The sequence below is a fragment of the Flexivirga sp. YIM B11880 genome (assembly GCF_058148645.1).
In genome coordinates this window covers 17576-36665 of sequence record NZ_JBMAMH010000008.1, presented here as the reverse complement: position 1 = coordinate 36665, position 19090 = coordinate 17576, and the positions used below count along the sequence as shown (strand labels likewise).

The window sequence follows — 19090 nt, the reverse complement described above, 5'->3', positions numbered from 1 at the left end:
CTTAGCCCTTGACCGCACCTGAGGTGAGGCCGGCAACGATCCTCTTCTGGAAGACCAGGACGAGGATGACGACGGGGATGGTGACGACGACCGCTGCCGCGCAGATGGCTCCGGTCGGCTGGACGAACTGGCTGGCGCCGGTGAAGAAGCTCAGCGCTGCCGGGACGGTCTGCGCGCGTCCCGCGGTGAGGTTGGACGAGAACACGAAGTCGTTCCACGCCGTGAAGAACGCGATGATCGCCGTCGTGAACACACCGGGCGCCGCGAGCGGCGCCACGACCTTGACGAACGCCTGCCAACTGGTGGCGCCGTCCACCTGGGCGGCCTGCTCCATCTCCCACGGGATCTGCTGGAAGAAGGCCGACAGGATCCAGATCGACAACGGCAGCGTGAGCGCCAGGTAGGGAATGATCAGGCCCGGGAGGGTGTCGAACAAGCCGATCTGCCGCCACAGGTTGAACAGCGGAGTCACCATGGCGATGGTCGGGAAGAACGAGACGGCCAGCGCGGTCGTGAGGATCAGCTTCTTGCCCGGGAAGTTCAGCCGCGAGATGGCGTAGGCGCAGAACGTTGCGAGGATGACGCTGATGATCGTCGCCACGACACAGACGACGATCGAGTGCCACAGCGCCGGGAGGAACAAGTCCTTCGCGCCACCGGTGAAGATCAGCTTGTAGTTGTCCCAGGTGATGTTCTTCGGCCAGAAGTTGCCGAGCACATTCTGGGTCGGGTCGGCAAGAGCCGCGGTGCTTTTCAGCGACGTGGCCAGAATCCACAGCAGCGGGATGAGCGTCCAGATCATGATGACGATCGACGCGACACCCAGGCCGTTCTTGGACTTGGTGCTCATGTTGGTCTCCACGGCTCAGCCCCTTCCGCTCGTCGTGAGGTCGACCTTGAAGAGTTTCACGAAGATGAACGCGATGATCAGCACAATGATGAACAGGATCACCGCGAGCGCCGATCCCATGCCGATCTCCACCCGGCTGACCGTCTCGGTGCCGACCAGCATCGACAACGTCTCGGTCTTGTTGGCGCCGCCGGTCATGACATACGGGTTGTCGTAGATGCGGACGGCGTCCAGGGTGCGGAAGAGCAGCGCCACCATTAGGGCGGCCTTCATGTTCGGCAGGATCACCTTGGTGAACCGCTGCCACCAAGTGGCACCGTCCACCTTCGCCGCCTCCTCCTGCGCCGAGTCGACTTGGGCCAGACCGGCGAGCAGCAGCAGCGACATGAACGGCGTGGTCTTCCAGATCTCCGACAGGCAGATGATCGCCAGTGACGACCACCGGCCGCCGAACCAGTTGTAGTCCAGCGGGAAGGCGCCGACCGAGATGAAGTGCAGCCAGTGGTTGAAGAAGCCCGTGCTGATCTGCGCGGCATACAACCAGGAGAAGCCGGAGACCACGGTGACGATCGCGTAAGGGATCAGCACGATCGTCCGCAGCGTCCGACGAGGCCAGACGACCTTGTGCATGACCATGGCGATCGCCATACCGAGGATCAGCTCGAAGACGAGCGTCACCACCACGATGACGAACGTCGTGACGAACGCCTGCCAGAACAACGGGTCGGACAGTGCCGTGACGTAGTTCTGCAGCCCGACCAGCTTCTTGCCCGCCGGGTCGGTCAGCCGGTAGTTGAACAACGACAGATAGATCGCGTAGCAAATCGGATAGAGCGTGACCAGCAGCATGATGATGAAGGCCGGTCCGGCCAGTCGCCAGCCGAGGTTGCGCTCACCCTTGGCCCGGTCGGACAGGTGCGCCCTCTCCTCGGCACTCAGCTCGGTGCTCGGGGTGTCGATCGCGGTGGTCATAGCAGCGCCTTCCCGTTCAGGACCTTCAGAATGAAGGACTGCGTGGTGGCCGGAGTCTTCTGGTTGACGGCGCCCGGAGGACTGAACCGCTGCTGCAGCGCGGTGGAGATGTCACCCCAGTAGGGCGTGAGCGGCCGGGCGGCCGCGACGTCCAGGGACTTGCGGATCTCGGCGGCGATGCCGTTCGGGAATGCCTTCTTCACCTCGGCGGTGTTGTATGCCGCCTTGCTGCTGGCCGGGTTGCCCGAGGCGGCCATGTAGTCCGCCTGGTGCTTGGTGCTCGTGATGCACGCCGCGGCCTGGTAGGCCAGCGCCTGGTGGTTGCTGTCCTTGCCGACCGCCAGCTGAATGCCGCCGTAGGGCGGGCGGGACTTCGTGCCGGCGACCGTCTCGGGATACATGGTGGCCGCGACGTCGGACTTGTCCTTGCCGGTGTAGGCGGCATAGGTGTAGGGCCAGTTGACCAGGAACCCGCCCTGGGGGCTGATGAAGAGGTTCAGCGACTGCGTCTCCTGCGAGGAGCCCATCGCCGGACCGCCGACCCCGGTGGAGGAGACCTTGTGGATGATCCGGGCCGCGTCACGGCCCGCCGCCGAGTCCAGCCCCAACTTGATCTTGTCGTAGGTCGCGTTGGGGTTGTCGACGATCTTCCCGCCCGCGCCGGTGACCAGCGCGTTGATCCAGACCGAATAGCCCTCGTAGAGGGCGGCCTGCACACCGATCTGCTTGTTGGTCTTCTGTGCCGCGGAGATCAGCTGGTCCCAGGACACCGGCTTGCTCATGTCGAGACCGGCCTTCTGAGCGACCGACTTCTTGTACCAGAGCAGTTGGGTGTTGGCCCAGAACGGGACCGACATCAGCTTGCCGTTGTAGGTGGAGGCGTCGATCGACGACTGCACCCGGTCCGCGGTGAACTGCTTGACCATGTTCTTCGGCATCGGCGCGAAATAGCCAGCCGCCGCGAACTCACTGACGAACGCGGGGTCGACGCTCATCAGGTCCATGGTCGGGTCACCGCCGGCGAGCCGGCGCAGCAACTGGATCCGCTGGTCGCTGGCCGAGTTGGGCAGCAACTGCACCTTGATCTGGTACTTGCCGCCCGAGGCGTCGGAGCACTCCTTCGCCAGAGTGGCCTGGCCCCCCTTGGTGGCGTCGGTGTTGCCCACGTCGGGGTTGATGTACCAGGTCAGGTGCGCCGGGCCGGAACCACTGCTGCTGCCGCCGCATGCGGCGAGCCCCGTGGACGCCATCAGCATCGCTGCTGCCAGTGCGGTGAACTTGGTGCCACGACGAGGTGGCCTGAGACGTTTCATATGCATCGCTCCATCGGGATTCGAGCAGTTACACGTCTCTGGTGTCTACACCAGTTCGGCCCCGTTGTCTCGTACTACGGACGGACAACTGTCAAAGGTTGCCGATTCGCGACAGTCCGGGCCCCGATACGCTGAAGCGACCCCCGCGCGTACCGAGTCCACGAGGAGACCGCCCGACGTCATGGCAGATTTCGCCTACGAAGACCTGTTGCCCATCGGCGACGACCAGACCACCTACCGGAAGCTGTCCGCCGACGGCGTGCGCACCGTCGAAGGGCCTGGTGGGCGGACGTTTCTCGAAGTGGATCCGGACGCCCTGCGGCTGCTGACCGAGACGGCCATGCACGACATCGCGCACTACCTACGCCCGGCGCATCTGGCGTTCCTGCGCAAGATCCTCGACGACGACCAGGCCAGCAACAACGACAAGTTCGTCGCGCTCGACCTGCTGAAGAACGCCGGCATCGCCGCGGCGGGCGTGCTGCCGATGTGTCAGGACACCGGCACCGCGATCGTCATGGGCAAGAAAGGATCTCAGGTGCTCGTCGACGGCGACGCGCCCGACGAGGCGTCGATCGCCCGTGGTGTGTATGACGCCTACACCCGGCTCAATCTGCGCTACTCCCAGATGGCTCCGATCACGACGTGGGAGGAGACCAACACCGGCTCCAACCTCCCCGCGCAGATCGAGCTGTATGCCGACACGGCTGCGGGTCACGAGAACACCTACAAGTTCCTCTTCATGGCCAAGGGCGGCGGCTCGGCCAACAAGTCCTTCCTCTACCAGGAGACCAAGGCGATCCTGAACCCCGCGGCGATGATGAAGTTCCTCGACGAGAAACTGCGGACCCTCGGCACCGCCGCCTGCCCGCCATACCACCTGGCAATCGTGATCGGCGGCACCAGCGCCGAATTCGCCCTGAAGACAGCCAAATACGCGAGCGCCAAGTATCTCGACGAGCTGCCGACCTCCGGCGACGCGACCACCGCGCACGGCTTCCGCGACGTCGAGCTCGAAGAGCAGGTGCTGGAGCTGACGCGCAACTTCGGCATCGGGGCGCAGTTCGGCGGCAAGTACTTCTGCCACGACGTGCGCGTGGTCCGGCTTCCCCGGCACGGCGCGTCGCTGCCCGTCGCGATCGCGGTCAGCTGCTCGGCCGACCGGCAGTGCCTGGGCAAGATCACCGCCGACGGTGTTTTCATCGAGCAGTTGGAGACCGACCCGGCGCGCTTCCTGCCGGACACCACCGACGAGGACCTCTCGGCCACCGACGTCGTGCGGATCGATCTCAACCGCCCGATGGACGAGATCCGGGCGGAGCTGACGAAACATCCCGTCAAGACAAGGCTTTCGTTGACCGGACCGCTCGTCGTCGCGCGCGACATCGCGCACGCGAAGATCAAGGAGCGCCTCGACGCCGGCGAGGAGATGCCGCAATACCTGAAGGATCACGCGGTCTACTACGCCGGTCCGGCGAAGACGCCGGACGGCTATGCCTCGGGCTCGTTCGGGCCGACGACCGCCGGCCGGATGGACTCGTATGTCGACCAGTTCCAGGCAGCCGGCGGCTCGATGGTGATGCTCGCCAAGGGCAACCGCAGCAAGCAGGTCACCGACGCGTGCCAGGCGCACGGCGGGTTCTACCTCGGCTCGATCGGCGGCCCGGCCGCCCGATTGGCCAAGGACTGCATCAAACACGTTGAAGTTCTTGAATATCCGGAGTTGGGAATGGAAGCAATCTGGAAGATCGAGGTGGAGGACTTCCCGGCCTTCATCGTCGTGAACGACAAGGGCGACGATTTCTTCGCAGTCACCGCGAAGCCGACCGCCTTCACGATCACCACCCGGCCGGCTCTGTAATGGCCGAGCGCATCACGCCACAGCAGGCGTGGGACCAGTTGCTCGCCGGCAACGAGCGCTTCGTGTCGGGCACCGCGCTGCACCCCAACCAGGACCTGGAGCGCCGGCACCTGCTGGAAGGTGGCCAGAACCCGACCGCGGTGTTGTTCGGCTGCGGTGACAGCCGAGTCGCCTCCGAGATCATCTTCGACCAGGGCCTGGGCGACATTTTCGTCGTCCGCACCGCCGGGCACATCATCGACGACGCCGTCCTCGGCTCGATCGAGTTCGGCGTCGCGCTGCTCGACGTGCCGCTGATCGTGATCCTCGGCCACCAGTCGTGCGGCGCTGTGGCGGCGGCGATCGACGCCGCCGAGTCCGGCACCATGCCGCCGGGCTACGTGCGGGACATCGCCGTGGAGGTGATGCCGAGCGTCGCCGCCGCACAGGCGGCGGGCACGTGCACACCTGCCGATGTCGGCGCACGGCACGTGCGCGCGACCTCAGATCTGCTCGTCGAGCGGTCCCGTATCGTCCACGACGCCGTCCAGCGTGGGGACCTCGGCATCGTGGGCGCGACCTACGCCTTGAGCGACGGCAAGGCGTCGGTCATCACCGCGACGCCGGCGGTTCGTGCCGCGACCGACAGCTGACATGCAGGTCGTCTCGCTGCGTATTCACCCGGTGAAAAGCACTGCAATCACGCCGGTTTCGAGCGCGTATGTCGGCTTCGCCGGATTGCGCGGCGACCGGGAGTGGATGGTCGTGGACGAGAGCGGCGCGATGGTGAGTGCCCGTGAGCTGCCGGAGCTCTTCACGGTGCACGCGCAGCCGCGGCCGGACGCCGCTGCGCCGTCGGTGACGCTCACGGCGGGCGGCTCGTCATACACCGTGACGGCGAGCGGCGCGGACGGCAAGGCGACGATGTTCGGCCGCCCGCCGATGACCGTGCGGGCGACCGAGCCCGAGGCGACCGAGTGGCTGGCGCAGGTGACCGGGCAGGCGGGTCTGCGGCTCGTCTGGTGCGCACACCCGGAGCAGCGGACGCTCAATCCGGATTTCTCGCTGCCGACCGACCGGGCCGCCTTCCAGGACGGCTACCCGGTCACGATCGCGTCCCTGGCGTCGCTGCGGCGGCTGAACGAGTGGATCGAGGAGTCGGGCGGTGACCCGGTCGAGATCGACCGCTTCCGGCCGAATGTCGTGATCGACGGCGACCTGGCGTTCGCGGAGGACGACTGGGCGACCGTGCAGATCGGCGGCGTCCCCTTCCGGGCCGCGAAGCCGGTCGACCGGTGCGTGATGACGCTGGTCGACCCGACTGACCTGACGCGGAAGAACACGGAGCCGATCCGGACGCTGAGCAAGCACCGCAAATGGGACGGCAAGACGTGGTTCTGCCACCATCTGGCCCCCGACGGCGAAGGCGAGATCAGCGTCGGCGACCCGGTCGTCGCGCAGCCCCGCTGAAGACCCGTTCTGCCGAGAGGCTCAGGAACGACCGAAGGGCTCAGAAAATCCGCCGCATCAAGGCGAATTTTCTGAGCCCCTCGGTGCTTATGTGAGCCTGTCGGCGAGGGGGTCGGGTCAGGCGGGCTCGCCGACGACGGTGACCTCGATGTTGCCGCGGGTCGCCTTGGAGTAGGGGCAGACCTGGTGTGCCTTGTCGGCCAGCTCCTGCGCCTTGGCAGCGTCGACGCCCGGGATCTTCGCGGTCAGCTTCGCCGCGAGTCCGAAACCGCCTTCGTTCTTGCCGAGGGTGACGTCGGCGGTCACGGTGGACTCGCTGACGTCGATGCCCTCCTGCCCGGCGACGACGGCGAGTGCGCCACCGAAGCACGCCGAGTAACCGGCGGCGAAGAGGGTCTCCGGGTTCGCCTTCGGGTTGGCCTGGCTGCCCGGCTTGCCCAGCGCCAGGTCGATGACGCCGTCGGCGCTCTGCACGGTGCCTTCACGGCCGCCCTTGGAGGTCGCTTCGGACGTGTAGAGAACCTCGGTGAGTTTGTCGGTCATCTGATCGCCTTTCGAGAAGAAGTGAACGCGCCGGCACACGTCCCCGCAGCCGCGGACGACGCCGCCGGTGTGTACTTACGACTTTCACACAGTGCCTCGTCGGGGCGTGCAGCGGTCCCCCGTCTCAGCCTTCGGTCCGGGCGGCGCCGGCCACCACGGAACGGGCCAGCGCCTGCCACCCGGCGACCAGCTCGTCCTCCGACAGCCCCGGCCGGGTCAGCAGATGATGCACCAGCTCGGCGTCCAGCGGCGCGAGCAAGGCCTCGGTGAACACCTCCACGTCGTGGTCGATGCCGCACTGTCGCAGCAGCATGCGCACGTGCATGGCGGACACCATGCGGGCCGGGACGTCGAACTTGTCCGCCGGGGCCTGCGCCCGCGCGAGCATCAACCGCCCCTGGATGCCGTGCAGCTGCAACCGGCCGGCGCCATACGCCAGCAGTCGCTCGAGGGGTGGAGCGCCGGGGCCGAGGGGCGGCGGACCGGAGAGGTATGCCGCCTGGAAGTGACGCTCCGACTCGTCCGTGAGCGCTGCGAAGAGACCCGCCCGGTTGCCGAACGCCCGGAACACCGTCCCCTTGCCGACACCCGCCTCCGCGGCGAGCCGGTCCATCGTGAGGCTCTCGACACCCTCGGCATCGACCACCCGGCGTGCCGCACACAGGATCCGGTCGGTGTTGGCCACGGCGTCGCGACGCAACCGGGGCTGGGGGCCGGCGACGGGGAGATCACGAGGTGTGGTCATGGCCACATTGTCCCATCTGCGGGTCGCTCGACTTGCCGCACGGAACAAAACCGGACTATGGTCCGTTTAGTTGGTTCGACATCGCATACGACCTTCGAAAGGCATCCGAAGATGACCACCCTCGCCGTTCTCGTCGGCAGCCCCCGCGCCGCCTCCATCCACCGTCAGCTGGCGGACGTCGCCGCGCAGGTCGCGCCGGCCGGCACCGAGGTGCAGATCGTCGACTACCTCGACCTGCTGCCGCTCTACAACCAGGACATCGACACCGACGCGGCACCCGAGCCGGTGCGCCGGCTGCGCGACCAGTTGGGTGCCGCCGACGCGGCGCTCCTGCTGTCGCCGGCCAACAACGGCACGATCAGCGCCGTCCTGAAGAACGCGATCGACTGGGCCTCGCGCCCCTACGGCCAGTCGTCGCTGAGCGGCAAGCCGGTCGCCGTGTCGTCTGCCGCAGCCAACACGTCCACGGTCGTCGATCACACGCACCTGGCGGTGACCGTCGCCGGCGGCCAGCCCCTTCCGGACGCCAGCGCGACCTTCGCGCTCGCCGACCTCGCCGACGTCGATGTCACCGCCCACGAGCCGGTCAGCACCGCCCTGCGCGACACCGTCGAGGCGCTCGTCGCGGCTGCGAGGACAGCACAGGCGGCCTGACCCGCCACGGCTGCCGCCCGGACCAGCCGCCGTTGTGCCGAGCCCGCGCGATGTGCCTGACCCGCAGGCCCCCGTGGTCGGCGGGTCAGGACGCTCAGGCGGGCGTCAGGGCCAGCTCACTCGCGACCACCGCGGCGAGATGCTGCGCGATCTGCTGCGCCCGCTCCGGAGAGGCGGCTTCGACCATGACCCGCACGACCGGCTCGGTGCCGGACTTGCGCAGCAGGATCCGGCCGAGGCCGCCGAGGTCGCGCTCGGCCTCCGCCACCGCGGACTGCACGACCGGGTGGTCGTCGACCGCATGCTTGTCGACACCGGGAACATTGAGCAGGCACTGGGGCAGCCGTGTCATACAGCCCGCGAGCTGGGCGAGCGACCGGCCGGTGCTCGCGACACGTGCGGCCAGCATCAGTCCGGTCAGCACGCCGTCGCCGGTGGTGCCGTGCTCGAGCATGATGACGTGGCCTGACTGTTCGCCGCCCAGGGCGTAGCCGCCGCGACGCATCTCCTCGAGGACGTAGCGATCGCCGACATCGGTGCGCACGACCCGGATGCCCTCGCGGGACATGGCCTGCAGCAGGCCCTCGTTGCTCATGACGGTGGCGACCAGGGTGTCGCCGGCCAGCTCGCCTCGCTCGTGCAGGTCGATCGCCAGGATCGCCATGATCTGGTCACCGTCGACCGGGGCACCGGTCGCGTCGACCGCGAGACACCGGTCGGCGTCGCCGTCGAAGGCGAGACCGAAGTCCGCACCGACCTGCGGCACCAGCGTGCAAAGGCCCTCAAGGTGCGTCGAGCCCACGCCGTCGTTGATGTTGAGACCGTCCGGCTCGGCTGCGATCACGGTGACCTTGGCACCGGCGCGTTCGAATGCCTGGGGAGCGATGCCGCTGGCTGCGCCGTCGGCGGTGTCGAGCACGATGTGCAGTCCGTCCAGCCGGTGCGGAATCGCGTTGAGCAGGTGCTCGACATACCGCTCCGCGCCCTCGTCGAAGCGCTTGACGCGGCCGACAGCTGCGCCGGTCGGGCGCTGCCAGTCCTCGCGCAGGTGCCGCTCGATCGCGTCCTCGGTGGCGTCCGGCAGCTTGTGGCCGCCGCGAGAGAAGAATTTGATGCCGTTGTCGGGCATCGGGTTGTGCGACGCCGAGAGCACCGCTCCGAGGTCGGCACCCGCTGCCGCGGTCAGGAACGCGATCGCCGGAGTGGGCAGCACACCCGCGTCCCACACGTCGACACCGGCCGAGGCCAGACCGGCGATGGTTGCCGCCGTCAGGAACTCACCGGATGCCCGCGGGTCTCGCCCGACGACGGCGGTGGGCCGGTGACCGGCAAACTCGCCCTCCTCGGCCAGCACCCGTGCAGCCGCCACCGACAGGTCCAGGGCAAGCTCTGCCGTGATGTCCCGATTGGCCAGCCCGCGCACACCGTCGGTGCCGAACAAGCGCCCCATGGATCACCTCAAACTCTCGTCGTGCCCGGTGTGCGGCGCACACCGGTGGCCGCAGACGGCCCACCGCAGCGTAAGCGACCGCGGGCGCCGCGGGTTAATCGCGCGCGGGCGTGGACGACGGCCGCTCATCGCGACGCGGTTTCCAGAATAAGACACCCAGTGGTGTCCGACCGGCACGCGCGCCGCGCCGACCTGTCCCGACCTACCGACCGTCGGCCCTTCGGGACGCGAAACGCCCCGGCCGGGCAAGCCGGCCGGGGCGTTTCCTGCTCGCGAGCAGCAGCGATCAGCGCTTGCTGTACTGCGGAGCCTTGCGGGCCTTCTTCAGACCGGCCTTCTTGCGCTCCGGGACGCGCGCGTCGCGGGTCAGGAATCCGGCCTTCTTCAGCGCGGGGCGGTTGAGCTCCGGGTCGACGCCATTCAGCGAACGGGCAACGCCCAGGCGGACCGCGCCGGCCTGACCGGAGGGGCCGCCACCGTGCACGCGCACGAGGACGTCATACGCACCGTCGAGCTCGAGAACCTTCAGCGGCTCGTTGACGATCTGCTGGTGCACCTTGTTGGGGAAGTACTCCTCGAGGGTGCGGCCGTTGATCTTCCACTCGCCGGTGCCGGGCACGATGCGCACGCGGGCGATGGCCTGCTTGCGGCGGCCGGTGCCGGCGCCGGGGGCCGAGGCGCTCGGGCGGGCGGTCGGCTCACCGGTCGGCGCGGTGCTCGACTCGGAGGTGTAGCTGGTCAGCTGCGGCTCGTCGTCCTCCAGGACGTCGACCTGAGTCTGGTCGGTCATCTGTTATTTCTCCTTGGAAGTCCGGCGGGCGCTTACTGCGCGACCTGGTTGATCTCGAACGGCTGGGGCTGCTGCGCCGCGTGCGGGTGCTGCGGGCCGGCGTAGACCTTCAGCTTGCTCAGCTGCTGACGGGCCAGCGAGTTGTGCGGCAGCATGCCGCGGATCGCCTTCTCGACCGCCTTGGCCGGGTCCTTGGCCATCAGGTCGGTGTAGGAGGTCGCCTTCAGACCGCCCGGGAAACCGGAGTGACGGTAGGCCTTCTTCTTCGCCAGCTTGGCGCCGGTCAGCGCGACCTTGTCGGCGTTGACGATGATGACGAAGTCACCGGTGTCGATGTGCGGCGCGAAGGTCGGCTTGTGCTTGCCGCGCAGCAGGATGGCGGCCTGGGAGGCCAGGCGGCCGAGGACGACGTCGGTGGCGTCGATGACGTGCCACACGCGGTCCTGCTGGACCTGCGCCGGCTTGGGCGTGAAGGTACGCACGAGTCTGCCTTTTCTTGTTGTTCGTGAACTGAAGGCGACCTGCGGGCCGCCCGACGTTTCGGTGGTCGTGCGCAAAGCACAACGAAGATCAATTTTACGGGCCGCGCAGTGGTCGCCCAAATCCTGCCGATCCCTTGTTGCTTCAATGCTTTTCGAGCGTATGACGAACCGCCGACTGCAGTTTACAGCGCTTTTGTGCACAACTATTGTGCATGTATGCCGTCCTCCCGCTCCGCCGCGTCCGACCGCCTCCGCGCTCTCGCCCACCCGCTGCGCTCGCGGCTGCTCGCGCAGTTGCGGGTGCACGGCAGTGCCACGGCGACCGAGCTCGCGCTGGCGCTCGGCACGCACACCGGCGCGACCAGCTACCACCTGCGGCGGCTCGCCGAGGCCGGACTCGTCGAGGACACCGGCACCGGCACCGGCCGGCGCCGGGTGTGGGCCGCCGCAACGCCCGCCGATCGCCCGGACGAACCGGACCTGCTCGACGACGACGATCTCGCCGCCGCGCAGTGGTTGCAGCACGACTACGTGGAGCACTTCGCTGAACGCGCGAACGCGTGGGTCGACTCCTCGGGCGAGTGGCCGGACACCTGGCGCGACGACTGCGGACTGACCGACCATGCGGTGCTCGTCACGACGGAGCAACTGACTGCACTGGCCGCCGAACTCGCCGAGGTGATGGAGCGCTATCGCCGCGCGGGAGCCGGCTCCCCCGGCGCGCGGCGGGTCGCGGCATACACCGCGCTGTTGCCGATCGACCCGCCGCCGACCCGCTGAGGCAGTTCGCCCATGCCAGCCGGGAGCTGGGGCTCCCGTCTGGCATGGGCGAAACGCAGATCAGGTCGGGAGCTGGACCTGTGACCAGTCGAGCTCGTCCAGGTTGACGACGATCGCCTCCTGGGTGGTGCGCGCTATCACGACCACCGCCTCGGTGTCGGGGTCCGGGTTCTCCTCGCGGTGCGGCACCCAGGGCGGCACGAAGACGTAGTCGCCGGGACGGGTCTCGACGATCTGCTCGTGCGGCTCGTCGCCCTCGATGTCGAGGAACACGAAGCGAGGATGACCGGACACGACGTAGATAGCGGTCTCGGACTCGCCGTGATGGTGATTCGCCGACGCCGTCGACGCCGGCACGTGCGTCTCGCCCATCCACAGATTCTGCGCACCGACCGTCTTGCCGCTGATCGCCTCCAGCCGCCGCATCCCCGTCGTCTGCGCGGTGTCCGCGATCAGGCCGGACGGCGCGACGTGGTGCAGCACCCGGTGGAACGGATCGATCACCGCGGGCACCAGCGCCCCGCTCGGGGTCCGAATGTATTCGCCGTCGGCGGTGCCGGCCGGCACGTGTTCCACGGGCATGCTGCTCCTTCGGTATGTCGGGCCGCAACGCCTTCCACGGTAGGCCCGCTCCACGTCACCGTGCTCGTACCTCGCGACCTCGCGGGTGGGCGCAGGAAAACCGCAATCCGCGCTCACAAGTCGCGACCGTCGCGAGTTGTATGCAGGAAAACCACAATCCGCGCTCACAAGTCGCGACCGTCGCGGGTTGGGCGCAGGAACTCGCTACGGCATGCCGGCCTCAGCGCAGCCGGTCGACTCGCTCCTCGTCCCACACCGGCGCCGGCGCTTCACGCACCCGGCCGTCCGCACCGAAAACCAGGAACCGGTCGAATCCCTTCGCGAACCAACGGTCATGGGTCACCGCGACCACCGTGCCGTCGAACGCGTCGAGACCCGCCTCGAGCGCCTCGGCCGAGTGCAGGTCGAGGTTGTCGGTGGGCTCGTCCAGCAGCAACAGGGTCGCACCGGACAGCTCCAGCAGCAGGATCTGGAACCGCGCCTGCTGGCCGCCCGAGAGCGATCCGAAGGTCTGCTCCGCGGCACGCGCCAGCTCGTAGCGGTCCAGCGCCCGCGACGCCTGCTCGCGCGGCATACCGTCGCGGTGCTCGTCACCGCGGTGCAGGATCTCCAGCAAGGTGCGTTTGTCCCAGGCGCCGGTGCCGCCGGCCTGCGCCGACTGCGCGAACCACCCCGGCCGCACACGGGAGCCGAGTCGCGCAATCCCCCTGTGATTCACCGGTTTCGGCGGATTGTCGCCCACTGGCCGGTGCTCGACGTCCGGGTCGCTCCCGCCCCTGGCGAGCAGCCGCAGGAAGTGCGACTTGCCGGAGCCGTTCGAGCCGAGGACGGCGACTCGCTCGCCGTACCAGATCTCCAGGTCGAACGGCTCCATCAGTCCGATCAGTTCGAGCTGTTCGCAGATCACCGCCCGCTTCGCCGTCCGGCCGCCCTTGAGCCGCATGCTGACGTGCTGCGCGAACGGGACCACCTCCGGCGGTCCGGCCTCCTCGAACTTCGCCAGCCGGGTCTGCGCGGCGCGGTAGCGCGCCGCCATGTCGGAGTTGTATGCCGCCTTGATCTTGTACATCTGCACCAGGTGCTTGAGTTTGGCGTGCTCCTCGTCCCACCGCCGCCGCATCTCCTCCAGCTTGCTGATCCGGTCGACCCGCGCCTGGTGGTATGTCGTGAAGCTGCCCGGGTGCACCCAGGCGTTGGCACCGGCAGCGGACGGCTCCAGCGTGGCGATGCGGGTCGCGACGCCGGCGAGCATCTCCCGGTCGTGGCTGATGAACAGCACGGTCTTCGCCGACGTGACGAGCTGCTCCTCCAGCCAGCGCTTGGTCGGCACGTCCAGCGAGTTGTCCGGCTCGTCGAGCAGCAGCACCTCCTCGGGGCCGCGCAGCAGCGCTTCGAGCACGATCCGCTTCTGTTCGCCGCCGGAAAGCGTTGAGACGTCACGGAACTGCGCTCGGTCATACGGTATGCCGACGGCGGCGACAGTGCAGACGTCCCACAGCGTCTCCCACTCGTAGCCGCCAATCTCCGCCCAGTCCGCGAGCGCCTGCGCGTAGGCCAGCTGCGCCGGCTCGTCGTCCCGCTCCATGATGGCGAGCTCGGAGTCGTCGACGGCCTTCGCCGCCTTGCGGATCGGCTCCGGCGCAACGGTCAGCAGCAGTTGCCGCACGGTGAACTCCTGAGCCCCGTGTCCGTGGTCCGTCCTTCGGCCGGCACGCTCGCCGTCCGGCCCGGTCCGGCCGATGAACTGCGGCATGACCGCGAGACCACCGGACCGGGTGATCGCACCCTCGTGCGCGTCGAGTTCACCGGCGATGATGCGCAGCAGGGTCGTCTTTCCGGTGCCGTTGGGCCCGACCAGCGCGACCTTGGCGCCCTCGCCGACCCGCAGGCTGACGCCGCCGAGCAACGGCCGCCCGTCCGGCAGGAAGTAGTGCACTCCGTTCACATCGATATGGCCCACGATGGACAAGCATCACGCACTGATCGGGTGCGCGTCACCCGCATTTCGAGACGATCCTCGTACCTCGTCGCCGCTCGGCTGAGCACGTCGTCGGCACCGACCTCGTAGCCTGGTCCCGTGCGCATCGATCTGAACGCCGACCTGGGCGAGTCATTCGGTCGCTGGCAACTGGGCGATGACGAGGCGTTGCTTCCTCTCGTGACCTCCGCGAACATCGCGTGCGGCTTCCACGCCGGCGACCCCGCGACCCTGGTCCGCACCTGCGCCGCCGCAGCCGCCGTTGGGGTCCGCATCGGCGCCCAGGTCTCCTACCGGGACCTCGCCGGCTTCGGCCGGCGCTTCATCGATGTCTCGCCCACCGACCTGTATGCCGACGTGCTCTACCAGATCGGCGCGCTCGACGGCATTGCGCGCAGTGTCGGGTCCCGTGTCAGCTACGTGAAGCCGCACGGCGCTCTTTACAACACGGTGGTGCGGCACGAGGAGCAAGCGGCTGCCGTCGTGCGCGCGGTCGCAGCAGCCGGCGACCACTTGCCGCTGCTCGGGCTGCCCGGTTCGGCGCTGCTGACCGCCGCCGCCGACACCGGATTGCGGCCGGTCCCAGAGGCGTTCGCCGATCGCGCCTACACACCGGACGGCGCCCTCGTCTCCCGCACCCTTCCAGGGGCCGTGCTGACGGACCCGGAGACGATCGCCGATCGCGCGCTCCGGATGGCACGCGATCGCGAGGTCGTCGCAGTCGACGGTTCGGTGCTCGAGGTGCACCCGGAATCGCTGTGCTTGCACGGTGATTCGCCCGGTGCCGTGGTTATGGCGCGGCGCGTGCGCGAAGCTCTCGACGCCGCCGGTGTCCGGATCGCTCCGTTCATCGGCCATGAGTGAGGGGCTCAGCCTGCTGCCCTACGGGCCGCGGGCAGTGTTGGTCGAGCTGCCCGACTCCGCTGCGCGCCGGGCGCTGACCCGGTGGCTGCGGGAGCAGGCCTTCGAGGGCGTCGACATCGTCCCGGCCGAATCGACCGTCCTGCTGGACGTCTCCGACCCGGCCATCCCTGCGGCCAGCGCGCACAACCACCTGGCGCACGCGGTCCGGCGGCTGCGCGGGCTGGACCTCGGCTCGCTGCCACCGGAGCACATCGACGCCGTCGCACCCCTCACCATCGAGGTCCGGTATGACGGGCCGGATCTCGCGGCCACCGCGGCCGTCCTCGGCCGATCGGTCGACGGCTTCGTCGACTGGCACACCGAGTCGCCCTGGCGGGTCGAATTCCTCGGTTTCCTGCCGGGATTCGGCTACCTGACCCGGCCGGACCACACGCAGGCCGTCGAGCGCCGCAGCTCGCCGCGCAGCACCATCCCGACCGGATCGGTCGGCCTGGCCGGGTCCTATTGCGGCATCTACCCGAGGTCCTCCCCCGGTGGCTGGCAGCTGATCGGGCGGACCGCTCAGCTGCTGTTCGACCCGGCGGGCGCCGGGGCTGTCCTCACGCCGGACGCCGGCGTCCAGTTCCGGGCGATCCGATGAGCACCGGCGTACGAAGTTCTCCCCGGGGACGCCGATGAGTCACCTGGAGATCCTGCAGACCGGGCCGCAGTGCCTGGTGCAGGACCTGGGCCGGCCGGGCCGCGCCGGTGAAGGGGTGACGATCTCGGGCGCTGCCGACCGGCGTTCCTACCTGCAGGGAAACCGCTTGGTGGGTAACGAGATCGGCGCCCCCGGGATTGAAGTGTTGCTGGGCGGCCTGACAGCGCGCCCCGGTCGCGACGTCGTGGTTGCCGTCACTGGTGCGTGGTGCCCGGTCACGGTTGACGACAGCCTGGTGTCCTTCGGCACCCCGCTGCTGGTCCGCGCCGGCTCCGTGCTTCGCCTCGGCCGCCCCGAGCACGGCCTGCGCTCCTACCTCGCCGTACGCGGCGGCATCGTCCCGACCGGGGAGTTCGGCGGCTCGTGGAGCACCGACACCTCCAGCGGTATCGGACCGGCCCCGCTGCGCGCCGGCGACGACCTCCCGGTGGGCAGCCGCGTCGCCCGTCAGCCGCTGATCGGCGAGCTGCCGCCCGCCATACCAGCAGGCGACGAACTCACCCTGCACCTCACCCTCGGCCCGCGGCCCGAGCTTCTCGGCACAGAGACCCGCGCGGCGCTGACCCGCGGCTTCGGGGAGATCTCGCCGAACAGCGACCGGATCGGCATACGGCTCCAGGGCTTCCGGCTCGCAGCTGCGCCCGGGGATGGTGCCAGCCGGGCACTCCCGCTCGGCGCCGTGCAGGCGCCACGCGGCGGTGAACTCATCGTCTTCCACGTCGATCACCCGACGACCGGCGGCTATCCGGTGATCGGTGTGGTCGACGCCGAGGACCTGGACCACCTGTCCCAGTCGGCACCCGGCCGCCGGGTCCGGTTCGCGATCCGGCCATCGCCCCGCTATTGACCCGCTCGCTCCCCTGGCCCCTCGCCCCTTTGCCGAGAGGCTCACATAAGGCCGACAGGCTCAGCAAAATCGGCCCCACCGCCGGCTGTAAGTGAGCCTGTGGAGGCGTTTCTGGGCCTGTCGGCGAACGGGTGGTCACCGATCGGTGGGCAGCTCGCGCATCGCACGGGCGGTCTCGGCGCGGGCGGCCAGCTCCTCGTCCGGTGGATAGCTCACTTCTTCCAGACACAGCCCGTGCGGCGGCATCACGGTCACGCCCGGGTCGCGTCTCCCTGCTGTCATCACCGCGAGCGGCCAGTCCACGCTGCGCCGACGAAGGCCCACCGGCACGACGGCGCCGACGAGCGACCGGACCATCGAGTGACAGAAGGCGTCGGCCACGACGGTGGCGACGAGCACGCCGTCCGGCAGGCGGCGCCAGCCGTAGTCCAGCAGCGTGCGCACGGTCGTCGCACCCTCGCGCTTCTTGCAGAACGCGGCAAAGTCCTGCAGCCCCAACAGCTTCCGAGCAGCCTCGTCCATGGCTACGAGGTCGAGGGGACCGCGCACCACGACGGTGTCGCGTCGCCGGATCGGGTCGGTCGCGGCCGGGTCGTCGACCAACCGGTAGCTGTACCGGCGCGACACCGCCGAGAAGCGGGCGTCGAAGCCCGGCGCCGCGCGTGTCACCCGGTGCACGACGACGTCGGCCGGCAGCACACCGCCGAGCCGGGTCACGGCTGCCTCCTCCGGAGTGCGGGTCGACCGGCCGGGCAGTGCGGCATACAACTGCTCCTCCACGTCCAGGTGGCAGACGGCGCCACGGGCGTGCACGCCGGCGTCGGTGCGTCCGGCGACGGTGAGCTTGGGCGGCTCGCTGCGCAGGATGGTGCCCAGGCCTTCGGACAGCACCTGCTCGACGGTGCGCCGTCCGGGCTGTGCGGCCCAACCGGAGAACTCGCTGCCGTCATACCCGAAGTCGATCCGCAGCCGCATGCGGTCAGCCTATCGATCGGCGAACATGGTCGATCGTCCAATTCAGCCCCGCAGCCGGCTGCCACGTGCCAGGATGCCGAGCGTGAGTCAGTCACCCCGAGCCGCGATCGCCGCGGCGTATTTCGCGCAGGGTTGCGTCTTCCTCTCGCTGACCACGCGGCTGCCGAAGTTCGAAGATCATTGGGGTATCTCGCAACTCGGCCTGACGCTGCTCATGCTGATGATCGTTCTGCTCGCCGGCGCCGGCTCGTTGCTGGCCGAGAAGGTCGCGCCGCGCCGCGGCAGCGCGATCGTCCTGCGCACCGGTTTGCTGGGGATCGTCGTCGCGCTGCTGATCAGCGGCACCGCGCCCGACATCCCGGTCCTCGTGCTGGGGCTGGCCATCTACGGCGTCGTGCTCGGCATGGTGGATGCGACCACCAACATGCAGGCGGTGTCCCTCGAGCACCAGCTGCGACGCACGATGCTGCCGTCCTTCCACGGGGCGTGGACCGCCGGTGGCATCGCCGGCACCCTGCTGACCCTCGCGCTGCCACACGCGTCGATCGCCGCGCTCTCCTGCGGTCTGGCGATCCTGCCGCTCGTCGTGGCGTTCGGAAGCCTGCTGCCCGGCTCCGGGACCGCGCCGTCGCCCGAGGCCGCCGAAGGCATCCCCTGGCGCCCGATCCTCGTCGTCGGCGCGGCCTGCGTGATCTTCTACACCGTCGACACCGCCTCCACGACCTGGGGCTCGGTCTATTTCGACCACACCCTGCACGCGCCCGGCGGCCTCGTCGCGCTGGCGACGTTGCCCTATCTCGTCGCGTCGCTGGCCGCCCGGGTCGCCGGCGACCGGCTGACCGACAACCTGGGAGCCAGGCGATTGCTGCGGAGCGGCGCCGGCGTCGCCGTGGTCGGGCTCGCCGGCGTCGTCGTCGCCCCGAACTGGCCGGTCGGGGTGCTCGGCTTCCTGGTCCTCGGCTGCGGCATCGCGGTGGTGGCCCCGCTCTCCTACTCGGCCGCGGCCACGCTGGCCCGGTCCGGCGGCGCGCTCGACGGCGACGTCGCTCGTGCTCGCACGGACGCGGTCATCGCCCGGTTCAACCAGTTCAACTACGTCGGCGCGCTCGTGGGCTCGGTGCTCACCGGCGCCATCGGCACCGGGTCGCTGCGGGTCGGGTATGCCGTGCCGGTGGTCCTGCTCGTCGCGCTGCTGCCGCTGGCCAAGGTGTTCGATCAGCACCGGCTCGTCACGGTGCGCTGACCGTCATACCGG

The 19090-nt window shown here is 69.0% G+C and carries 20 protein-coding genes; 9 read left to right on the top strand and 11 right to left on the bottom strand.

Annotated elements, in window-relative coordinates:
* Position 1 precedes the first annotated feature (1 nt).
* Genes ACN8HC_RS12745 through ACN8HC_RS12735 form a run of 3 tightly spaced genes read right to left on the bottom strand, consistent with a single transcriptional unit; the run spans position 2 to position 3135 of the window.
* A complete protein-coding gene (locus tag ACN8HC_RS12745) occupies positions 2-850 on the bottom strand; it encodes a carbohydrate ABC transporter permease (protein WP_490075207.1) in 849 nt (282 codons plus the stop codon).
* 15 nt (positions 851-865) lie between these two features.
* Positions 866-1822, bottom strand: a complete 957-nt coding sequence (locus ACN8HC_RS12740; RefSeq protein WP_490075206.1) for a carbohydrate ABC transporter permease — start codon at positions 1820-1822, stop codon at positions 866-868.
* A complete protein-coding gene (locus ACN8HC_RS12735; RefSeq protein ID WP_490075205.1) occupies positions 1819-3135 on the bottom strand; it encodes an extracellular solute-binding protein in 1317 nt (438 codons plus the stop codon). Before ACN8HC_RS12735 ends, ACN8HC_RS12740 begins: the two co-directional genes overlap by 4 nt.
* Positions 3136-3316: 181 nt before the next feature.
* Here ACN8HC_RS12735 and ACN8HC_RS12730 point away from each other — a divergent pair, with 181 nt between their 5' ends.
* From ACN8HC_RS12730 to ACN8HC_RS12720, 3 genes are read left to right on the top strand one after another with little or no spacing between them, the layout of a single operon-like run.
* On the top strand, positions 3317-4996 hold the full coding sequence (locus ACN8HC_RS12730; protein WP_490075204.1) for a fumarate hydratase: 1680 nt from the start codon (positions 3317-3319) through the stop codon (positions 4994-4996).
* A complete protein-coding gene (locus ACN8HC_RS12725; protein ID WP_490075203.1) occupies positions 4996-5628 on the top strand; it encodes a carbonic anhydrase in 633 nt (210 codons plus the stop codon). The genes ACN8HC_RS12730 and ACN8HC_RS12725 overlap by 1 nt, the downstream gene beginning before the upstream one ends.
* Position 5629: 1 nt before the next feature.
* Positions 5630-6445, top strand: a complete 816-nt coding sequence (locus ACN8HC_RS12720; RefSeq protein ID WP_490075202.1) for an MOSC domain-containing protein — start codon at positions 5630-5632, stop codon at positions 6443-6445.
* 117 nt (positions 6446-6562) lie between these two features.
* On the opposite strand, the gene ACN8HC_RS12715 is transcribed toward ACN8HC_RS12720, so the two are convergent.
* Entirely contained in the window at positions 6563-6988 is a 426-nt protein-coding gene (locus tag ACN8HC_RS12715) for an organic hydroperoxide resistance protein (protein WP_490075201.1), read from the bottom strand.
* A 124-nt stretch (positions 6989-7112) separates the two neighbouring features.
* Positions 7113-7733 (bottom strand): TetR/AcrR family transcriptional regulator, encoded by a 621-nt coding sequence (locus ACN8HC_RS12710; protein ID WP_490075200.1) that lies wholly within the window; start codon positions 7731-7733, stop codon positions 7113-7115.
* A 111-nt stretch (positions 7734-7844) separates the two neighbouring features.
* Here ACN8HC_RS12710 and ACN8HC_RS12705 point away from each other — a divergent pair, with 111 nt between their 5' ends.
* The gene (locus tag ACN8HC_RS12705; protein ID WP_490075199.1) at positions 7845-8387 is read left to right on the top strand and encodes an NADPH-dependent FMN reductase; all 543 of its coding nucleotides are present in this window, start codon (positions 7845-7847) and stop codon (positions 8385-8387) included.
* Positions 8388-8481: 94 nt separating this feature from the next.
* Here ACN8HC_RS12705 and glmM read toward each other — a convergent pair whose 3' ends face one another.
* The 3 genes from glmM to rplM all read right to left on the bottom strand — a co-directional run bounded on the left by glmM (position 8482) and on the right by rplM (position 11109).
* Positions 8482-9837: a phosphoglucosamine mutase gene (gene glmM / locus ACN8HC_RS12700; protein WP_490075198.1), complete on the bottom strand. Its 1356-nt coding sequence runs from the start codon at positions 9835-9837 to the stop codon at positions 8482-8484.
* Positions 9838-10123: 286 nt separating this feature from the next.
* Entirely contained in the window at positions 10124-10627 is a 504-nt protein-coding gene (rpsI, locus tag ACN8HC_RS12695; RefSeq protein WP_490075197.1) for a 30S ribosomal protein S9, read from the bottom strand.
* A gap of 32 nt (positions 10628-10659) precedes the next feature.
* Entirely contained in the window at positions 10660-11109 is a 450-nt protein-coding gene (gene rplM, locus ACN8HC_RS12690; RefSeq protein ID WP_490075196.1) for a 50S ribosomal protein L13, read from the bottom strand.
* A 216-nt stretch (positions 11110-11325) separates the two neighbouring features.
* Between rplM and ACN8HC_RS12685 the strand changes: the two genes are divergently transcribed.
* The gene (locus ACN8HC_RS12685) at positions 11326-11889 is read left to right on the top strand and encodes an ArsR/SmtB family transcription factor (protein WP_490075195.1); all 564 of its coding nucleotides are present in this window, start codon (positions 11326-11328) and stop codon (positions 11887-11889) included.
* 60 nt (positions 11890-11949) lie between these two features.
* Here the strand turns inward: ACN8HC_RS12685 and ACN8HC_RS12680 are convergent, their stop codons facing one another.
* A complete protein-coding gene (locus tag ACN8HC_RS12680) occupies positions 11950-12471 on the bottom strand; it encodes a cupin domain-containing protein (protein WP_490075194.1) in 522 nt (173 codons plus the stop codon).
* Between the two features lie 220 nt (positions 12472-12691).
* Positions 12692-14431: an ABC-F family ATP-binding cassette domain-containing protein gene (locus ACN8HC_RS12675; protein ID WP_490075193.1), complete on the bottom strand. Its 1740-nt coding sequence runs from the start codon at positions 14429-14431 to the stop codon at positions 12692-12694.
* 117 nt (positions 14432-14548) lie between these two features.
* On the opposite strand from ACN8HC_RS12675, the gene ACN8HC_RS12670 reads away from it, so the two are divergent.
* From ACN8HC_RS12670 to ACN8HC_RS12660, 3 genes are read left to right on the top strand one after another with little or no spacing between them, the layout of a single operon-like run.
* Positions 14549-15313, top strand: coding sequence for a LamB/YcsF family protein (locus ACN8HC_RS12670; protein ID WP_490075192.1), 765 nt, complete (start codon positions 14549-14551; stop codon positions 15311-15313).
* Entirely contained in the window at positions 15306-15953 is a 648-nt protein-coding gene (locus ACN8HC_RS12665) for a 5-oxoprolinase subunit B family protein (RefSeq protein ID WP_490075191.1), read from the top strand. Before ACN8HC_RS12670 ends, ACN8HC_RS12665 begins: the two co-directional genes overlap by 8 nt.
* Before the next feature lie 34 nt (positions 15954-15987).
* Positions 15988-16860: a 5-oxoprolinase subunit C family protein gene (locus tag ACN8HC_RS12660; protein WP_490075190.1), complete on the top strand. Its 873-nt coding sequence runs from the start codon at positions 15988-15990 to the stop codon at positions 16858-16860.
* 135 nt (positions 16861-16995) lie between these two features.
* On the opposite strand, the gene ACN8HC_RS12655 is transcribed toward ACN8HC_RS12660, so the two are convergent.
* Complete coding sequence (locus tag ACN8HC_RS12655) at positions 16996-17835, bottom strand: tRNA pseudouridine synthase A (protein WP_490075189.1); 840 nt, start codon at positions 17833-17835, stop codon at positions 16996-16998.
* 82 nt (positions 17836-17917) lie between these two features.
* Here ACN8HC_RS12655 and ACN8HC_RS12650 point away from each other — a divergent pair, with 82 nt between their 5' ends.
* Positions 17918-19078, top strand: coding sequence for an MFS transporter (locus ACN8HC_RS12650; RefSeq protein WP_490075188.1), 1161 nt, complete (start codon positions 17918-17920; stop codon positions 19076-19078).
* Positions 19079-19090 lie beyond the last annotated feature (12 nt).

Excerpts from the sequence above, each read along its gene's own strand:
- ACN8HC_RS12745 (WP_490075207.1), bottom strand. The coding sequence starts at position 850 with ATGAGCACCAAGTCCAAGAACGGCCTGGGTGTCGCGTCGATCGTCATC.
- ACN8HC_RS12740 (WP_490075206.1), bottom strand. The coding sequence starts at position 1,822 with ATGACCACCGCGATCGACACCCCGAGCACCGAGCTGAGTGCCGAGGAG.
- ACN8HC_RS12735 (WP_490075205.1), bottom strand. The coding sequence starts at position 3,135 with ATGAAACGTCTCAGGCCACCTCGTCGTGGCACCAAGTTCACCGCACTG.
- ACN8HC_RS12730 (WP_490075204.1), top strand. The coding sequence starts at position 3,317 with ATGGCAGATTTCGCCTACGAAGACCTGTTGCCCATCGGCGACGACCAG.
- ACN8HC_RS12725 (WP_490075203.1), top strand. The coding sequence starts at position 4,996 with ATGGCCGAGCGCATCACGCCACAGCAGGCGTGGGACCAGTTGCTCGCC.
- ACN8HC_RS12720 (WP_490075202.1), top strand. The coding sequence starts at position 5,630 with ATGCAGGTCGTCTCGCTGCGTATTCACCCGGTGAAAAGCACTGCAATC.
- ACN8HC_RS12715 (WP_490075201.1), bottom strand. The coding sequence starts at position 6,988 with ATGACCGACAAACTCACCGAGGTTCTCTACACGTCCGAAGCGACCTCC.
- ACN8HC_RS12710 (WP_490075200.1), bottom strand. The coding sequence starts at position 7,733 with ATGACCACACCTCGTGATCTCCCCGTCGCCGGCCCCCAGCCCCGGTTG.
- ACN8HC_RS12705 (WP_490075199.1), top strand. The coding sequence starts at position 7,845 with ATGACCACCCTCGCCGTTCTCGTCGGCAGCCCCCGCGCCGCCTCCATC.
- glmM (WP_490075198.1), bottom strand. The coding sequence starts at position 9,837 with ATGGGGCGCTTGTTCGGCACCGACGGTGTGCGCGGGCTGGCCAATCGG.
- rpsI (WP_490075197.1), bottom strand. The coding sequence starts at position 10,627 with ATGACCGACCAGACTCAGGTCGACGTCCTGGAGGACGACGAGCCGCAG.
- ACN8HC_RS12685 (WP_490075195.1), top strand. The coding sequence starts at position 11,326 with ATGCCGTCCTCCCGCTCCGCCGCGTCCGACCGCCTCCGCGCTCTCGCC.
- ACN8HC_RS12680 (WP_490075194.1), bottom strand. The coding sequence starts at position 12,471 with ATGCCCGTGGAACACGTGCCGGCCGGCACCGCCGACGGCGAATACATT.
- ACN8HC_RS12665 (WP_490075191.1), top strand. The coding sequence starts at position 15,306 with ATGAGTGAGGGGCTCAGCCTGCTGCCCTACGGGCCGCGGGCAGTGTTG.
- ACN8HC_RS12660 (WP_490075190.1), top strand. The coding sequence starts at position 15,988 with ATGAGTCACCTGGAGATCCTGCAGACCGGGCCGCAGTGCCTGGTGCAG.
- ACN8HC_RS12655 (WP_490075189.1), bottom strand. The coding sequence starts at position 17,835 with ATGCGGCTGCGGATCGACTTCGGGTATGACGGCAGCGAGTTCTCCGGT.